Source organism: Ectopseudomonas toyotomiensis (genome assembly GCF_900115695.1).
GTDB classification, from domain to species: domain Bacteria; phylum Pseudomonadota; class Gammaproteobacteria; order Pseudomonadales; family Pseudomonadaceae; genus Aquipseudomonas; species Aquipseudomonas toyotomiensis.
The window spans coordinates 1-5,360 of record NZ_FOXK01000025.1 but is presented as its reverse complement, the minus strand read 5'-3'; the positions used below and the strand labels follow the sequence as shown (position 1 = coordinate 5,360).

Sequence of the window (5,360 nt, the reverse complement as noted above, 5' to 3'; positions counted from 1 at the left end):
CGACACCAGGCCCTGTTCGCCAAGCCAAACCAGATCACCCTTAACCTGGTCGCGGCTCGGGTGGTGCCCGAACTGGCCCAGCAGGTTGGCGATCACCGAGGAGTTGGAACGGTACTGCGGCAGCTCAGAGAGGATGCGCAGCATCACCAGGCGCTGATCCTGGCGCAGAAAATCGGCGAAAGGTTGGTTGATCATCGCAGCCTCACTTGCTGTGTAGGAGGTAATCGTTAAGGCGATCGACCGAGCGATTGAGCGGGTCGAGGGAGCGGTTGATGCCTGCCACGTCGGACTTGATGCCCTTCATGTCGCCACCCAGCTCGGCCAGCTTCTCGGCCAGTTCGGTGAGTTGCTCGCTCCTGGGCAGATGCTTCATCTGCTGCTCCAGGACCAGCAGGCGGTTGTCCTGCCCGGTTAGGCGCTGGGCCAGGGCTTCGGCCTCGACCTTCGATGAGGCCCGGCGCGCGGCCATTAGCGAAAACAGGCCCACCACCACGGTGAACAGGAACTGGCCGAGGCGCAGCAGGTAGTCAAAGTCCATCAGGGCTTGTCCTTGTTGTGTAGGTCGATCAGCGCGTTCAGCTGCGCACGGATGGCGAGCGCCCAAGCGCCGTAGTCACGCGCATGTGCCAGGATGTCAGCCGCGGTAATGCCGCTTTCCAGTAGTTCGGCGTCAGAGCTGGGGGCGGGCCAGGCCGCTTCTTGAGAGCCGGCGTAGGCTCGGCAGCCGGGTGGAGCTGGGGTGGTGGCTCCAAGCGCTGCGTTGAAGTCGCGCAGCCAGCCACAAGTGACAACGAAGCGAGGAGCAGCCACAGGGGCAGCGCCGCGCGCCGGGGTGTATTGAGTCGAGACACGGTTGATGCGCTCCTGTGTGAGTTGCTGCTTGAGCCGGTCGATCTCGTCCTGGGCGTCCAGGAACACCAGCTCGGCCTGGTTGGCGCGCTCCACCTGCTGGCGGTAGAGCACCAGGTTCTGTTCGGCGGCGTCGGCGCGTAGTTTCTGGTGCTCTTCGCGCAGGTCAGCCAGGGCCTTGTCGCCCTTGGCCTGGGCGGTGCTGTGCCCCAGGTCGTACTGGCTTTCGCCGTAGGCCCACATCAGGTACATCAGCGCCACGAAGATCGGCACGTACCAGTAGTCAGCGATCCTGCCGATGACGTTCTTCATCACCGCCCCTTACGCTTGAGCCGATGCCGCAACCAGCGCGGCATGGGTGGTCTTTTGTCCACCCGCTCGGGCGGCCAGAGCTGGGCCGGACGAACGCGGGGCGGCGGCGATGCGAACAGCTCGGCGGCAGCCAACCAGTTCCGGGAGCAGGCGGCAGGCGAACTGCTGGTCAACGTGGCGAGCAGAAACAGCGTCGGGATCTTCATGGCGGCTATACCTCTCGGCGCACACGCCAGGCCCCCAGCCGGCAGCCGCATACATGGGCTCCCAGCGCAGCAGGATGGCGCGCGGGTAATGGCGGTTCTCTTTGAAGTTGCTGGCCGAGCGCCCGGAATTGTGGCGCTCGACATGACCGAACCAGGCCAGCGGATCGGCGCCCTTTGCCGATGCCAGACGTCGATCACGATTCACCCAGCCATTGCCGCCGTTGTAGCCGGCCAGCACGAAGGCCCAGCGGTCACACTCGTTGACGGCCTGGTTTCGCTCGTAGAGCCAGCGGTCGAAGGCGACCATGGCCCGCAGTGCCCAGCCTGGGTTGTACGGCTGTGCCGGGCCCAGGCTGCGCGGGTAGATCTCGGCCATCCAATCGGCAGTCGCGGGCATGAACTGCGCCAGGCCCTCGGCGCCGACTGGCGAGCGAGCATTTACGCGCCAGGCGCTCTCCTGGTGAACCTGTGCGGCGAACGTCGCCACAGGCGCACCCAGGCCCCATTCGGCATGGGCGGCGCGTACCAGGGTGCGGCGGTGCTGCTCGGCTGCGGTCGGGATACTGGCGGCATCTGCCTTGGGCACGATGAACAGGCCCACTGCGAACACCAGCAGGATCAGCGGCCACAGGAACAGGCGCGGTTCGACCATCCAGATGATCGCCAGGTCATTGCCGGCCTCGGCCAGCCAACGCTTGAGGCGGTTCACGACTACAGCCCCAACGTCATGCCGAGGACGCACGCCAGCACGATCAATGCGCGCCGCAGCCAGGCGCCGACGATGTGGATGCCGCCGATGCACTGATGGGGCCGGGCCTCGACCAGGAACAGCGCGCGGTCGATGTAGTAGCCGAGCACGGCGCCGATGGTGATGAGGCTGGCTTTGTACAGCACCACCTGCAGCTGCTCAGGGCGCACATACCAGATGGCGACCAGCAGCAGGATGGAGATAACAGCGAAAACGGTCATGCGCGGCAGGAGGCGGCGCTTGGGCTTGTTCTGGCAGGTGGTGGCCATGGGTTGCGCTCCGAGGTTGGCCAATCCTTGGCCGTTGCTGTGCTCATACCGGCAGTCCGACCGGGGGAGAGATCACAGCTTCGCCTCGCGCGCGGGGGGTCTTTTCGGCTAGCCGAAAAAGACAAAGGGCGCCATTGCGGCGCCCCGTTGCTACCTCACTTCATCTGGATAGGTCAGCGCCCAACTGCATGCGCAAAACGGATGACCACAGGGAGGAATCCTCTTCAGTACCTCATCACTCACATCGAGCACCTGCTGATCGACAGCACCACACGGCGCCGGCTCACCATCTCCCGCATCAGCAGAGACAAGGATCACATGGCCCATAGCCTCAGCCAGTAAGGCTCTTATCTGTCCGCGCCGGTAAAGCTTGTGGGTAGCAGACATGAACCAGGAATACAGCGCTTCGAGCAGATCATCGACGTGCGGCGGTTCTCCCAGACGCTCCATGATAAGAACCTTCCCTTTCGGCCAATCCCAAGATTGACCATGAAGGACAGCCCCCATTCCTCGGGTGAACTCGCGCTGGACACAGCCCTTGGCATGCAGCCTCAGCGCTTCCTTTTGCATCGCAGTCTTTAACTCGACTGATGCCGTAATCTCCCGAGCTATGCGCTGCCAAGCGGCCAAAGCAAAAGCCTGCGGAATCGGATCAAGCATCATGAATCACTGCCCCATGATCAGCTGATACCGCCGCTGGTACTCCTCATAACTCAAGCCCTGCGTGCTCTGCAGCTCCTGCAGCTGCTGCTCCTTGCTCTTGTTCGCTACCTCACCAGCCTGGCCAGCAGGACGTGTCGGTACAGCCTCCCACTTGGGAATCCTTGAGGCCGGAGCAGCAGCGGTGGGCGTAACAGCACCGCCTAGGGCCGTGGACATAGCTTGCAGATAGCCGAGCACATAGCTGGCAGGCAGCTCAACCATGACCGCGCCCTGCTGGGAGGAGAAGCGAACCTTCAAACCAGCCGATGCATTGGCCAGGATCTCCAGCGGCACAACTGCTGACGTGCTTTCGTAGTAGCTGCACCGGCTAGAGCGACAGCTATACACCTCCCTGTTCGTGGATACGGTTTCAAGAGGAATTGGCCCCGGCATCGTGGCATTGGAGAAGAACATCCAAGCGTGAGAGAGGTAGCTCCACTTCACCCGAAGGGCATGAGTTATCGAGCCGTCCTTCTTCGACTGGATGGCGGCGAGCTGGGCTTCGTAGGTCATGCCCATCACCGGATTACCCGTCACGGGTGGTGCCAGGTAGATCCTGCTCTCGCTGTACTCGCTTTCATGCACGCGAGTTGCCTGTGCGACCTCTGTAGGCGTTTTGTTTCGGTAGTCCGTAGCACAGCCGGATAGAAGAACGGCAGCTAGCACCGTGAAAAACATTGCTCTGATGTTCATTACACAGGCCTCATCCATGTGGTTATTCGCGATAGCGATTACGGCGGCTCTCGAAGTAGGCCGCACCGATCTCAACAACAAGCGGAAGTAAAAACCAGATCACTGAAAGCGCTGCGATGGCAATACCGACCGACAGTGCCAGTGTCTCGGCCAGCCCTTCTATACCTGGCGCCAGGCCTCTTTCTGACCGCCAACCATGTAACCAACCGAAGATGAAGAGCACGCCCAGGCCGAACAGCGTCATCTGCCCACGGGCCTTTTCATCTCTCTCTTCCTTGGTGCAGTGGTTGCAGATGCTCTTTTCACGATCAATGACCCTGACCTCGCATCGCGGGCAAGGCTTGATCTGATTCTCGTAATAGTCCCGCCCGGCGACTCGGTTGTTGCTCCCCTCAACCTGGATATCCACGGTGCTACTCCTTCGTTTCGTTGTAATCCCTTCCAGCTACTCGGTTCCCATCGCCTGAAACGCTCATGCCATCAGCCTTACCGTCAGCTTTGCGTGTCTTCTTACCCGTCAGCATTTCGGCCAGAAGGAGCTTACGAGCACGAGCCGGCATAGCGCGATATGCCTCCAGCAAGACTTGTTCGTCTGCTAGAAGTTGAGCGACGGGGTGGGCTTTCGAGCGTTCACCAAGCACCACGTACATCAAGTCCACACCTTCGCTAGCCCAGGCAGCAAGCCCCCCAGCGTCGGGCGTTCGCTCGCCGCTCTCATAGCCGAAAAGAGTTTTTCTGCTTACTCCAGCCACAGCCGCGAAGTCGGTTTGATTGAACCCTAGCCGCTTCCTTTCCTCAGCAAGCCGCTCGCCAATGGGCAAATAAGTACCCATAAACCTCCTTGACGATGGGTAGTTTTCTACCCATACTCAGCCTCACAAACACCAAAGATTCTTATGAATCTTCAACTACCAGCCGAGGAGCCACCGCCATGGCAACCCAGCAAAAACCCAAGACCGTCGAACAGGTGAAGGCCCAGTTCCGTGCCAAGGGCCTAACCGTCAATCAATGGGCGAAAGACCACGGCTTTCCGCCCACCGCCGTTTACCAAGTGCTCAACGGCTTCTCCAAGGGCAACTACGGCCAATCGCATGTCATTGCCGTTGCCCTCGGCCTCAAGGACGGCGAAGCCGTCGCCGCCTAACCCCACCCAACCACAACAGCAGCGAGGGACACCGCCATGTCCGACAAGCCGCAACTCATGACCGAGGAGATCGAATTAATCCCTCACCCCATGGACGCCTGGCGCGCCGCGCTCAACGCGCTGATCGCCTGCGCACCTGGTGATGGCCCGGCCATCGCCGCACACCTGGCCGAAGCCCGCCAGCAGGCCCTGGTGTTCGTCGATCGCACGCCGGCCAGCGCCGGTACCGCAAAGCTGATCGATCGCCTGATGCTGCTCGGCGCCGGCCAACTTGTTGGGCAGCAGCTGAAGGCCAAGGCCTGGCAGGATCTGCGCAACGAGCTGGGCTTCAGTCATCACGCCCCGTTGCTTGGTATCGACTTTGCCGCTCACGGTTCTCGCGGGCGGCTGTCAGCTGCTCAACCAGCTCTCGCATCGTCCGCTGGGCATGTGGCTCA

9 protein-coding genes and 2 pseudogenes are annotated in these 5,360 nt (G+C 61.6%); 2 read left to right on the top strand and 9 right to left on the bottom strand.

The features are described from left to right. From BM186_RS25805 to BM186_RS25765, 9 genes and pseudogenes are all read right to left on the bottom strand, one after another. Window positions 1-195, bottom strand: a pseudogene (locus tag BM186_RS25805) (ArsR family transcriptional regulator); the annotation flags it as partial. 7 nt (window positions 196-202) lie between these two features. Then, on the bottom strand, window positions 203-538 hold the full coding sequence (locus BM186_RS25800; protein ID WP_074919287.1) for a DUF2730 family protein: 336 nt from the start codon (window positions 536-538) through the stop codon (window positions 203-205). After that, entirely contained in the window at window positions 538-1,161 is a 624-nt protein-coding gene (locus tag BM186_RS25795; RefSeq protein ID WP_074919285.1) for a lysis protein, read from the bottom strand. Before BM186_RS25795 ends, BM186_RS25800 begins: the two co-directional genes overlap by 1 nt. A 213-nt stretch (window positions 1,162-1,374) precedes the next feature. Further along, a pseudogene (locus BM186_RS25790) lies at window positions 1,375-1,998 on the bottom strand (transglycosylase SLT domain-containing protein); the annotation flags it as partial. Between the two features lie 80 nt (window positions 1,999-2,078). Then, complete coding sequence (locus BM186_RS25785; RefSeq protein WP_074919282.1) at window positions 2,079-2,384, bottom strand: putative holin; 306 nt, start codon at window positions 2,382-2,384, stop codon at window positions 2,079-2,081. Window positions 2,385-2,534: 150 nt separating this feature from the next. After that, window positions 2,535-3,047 carry a hypothetical protein gene (locus BM186_RS25780; RefSeq protein ID WP_074919280.1) on the bottom strand — a complete coding sequence of 171 codons (513 nt, stop codon included), beginning with the start codon at window positions 3,045-3,047 and terminating at the stop codon, window positions 2,535-2,537. A gap of 3 nt (window positions 3,048-3,050) precedes the next feature. Next, window positions 3,051-3,779 carry a hypothetical protein gene (locus tag BM186_RS25775; RefSeq protein WP_074919279.1) on the bottom strand — a complete coding sequence of 243 codons (729 nt, stop codon included), beginning with the start codon at window positions 3,777-3,779 and terminating at the stop codon, window positions 3,051-3,053. A gap of 22 nt (window positions 3,780-3,801) precedes the next feature. Beyond that, window positions 3,802-4,188: a hypothetical protein gene (locus BM186_RS25770; protein WP_074919277.1), complete on the bottom strand. Its 387-nt coding sequence runs from the start codon at window positions 4,186-4,188 to the stop codon at window positions 3,802-3,804. Between the two features lie 4 nt (window positions 4,189-4,192). After that, the gene (locus BM186_RS25765) at window positions 4,193-4,612 is read right to left on the bottom strand and encodes a helix-turn-helix domain-containing protein (protein ID WP_074919266.1); all 420 of its coding nucleotides are present in this window, start codon (window positions 4,610-4,612) and stop codon (window positions 4,193-4,195) included. Window positions 4,613-4,710: 98 nt separating this feature from the next. Here BM186_RS25765 and BM186_RS25760 point away from each other — a divergent pair, with 98 nt between their 5' ends. Beyond that, a complete protein-coding gene (locus tag BM186_RS25760) occupies window positions 4,711-4,923 on the top strand; it encodes a DNA-binding protein (RefSeq protein ID WP_074919264.1) in 213 nt (70 codons plus the stop codon). Window positions 4,924-4,959: 36 nt separating this feature from the next. After that, window positions 4,960-5,360: hypothetical protein (locus BM186_RS25755; protein ID WP_074919261.1), on the top strand; the 401-nt coding region annotated here is incomplete at its 3' end.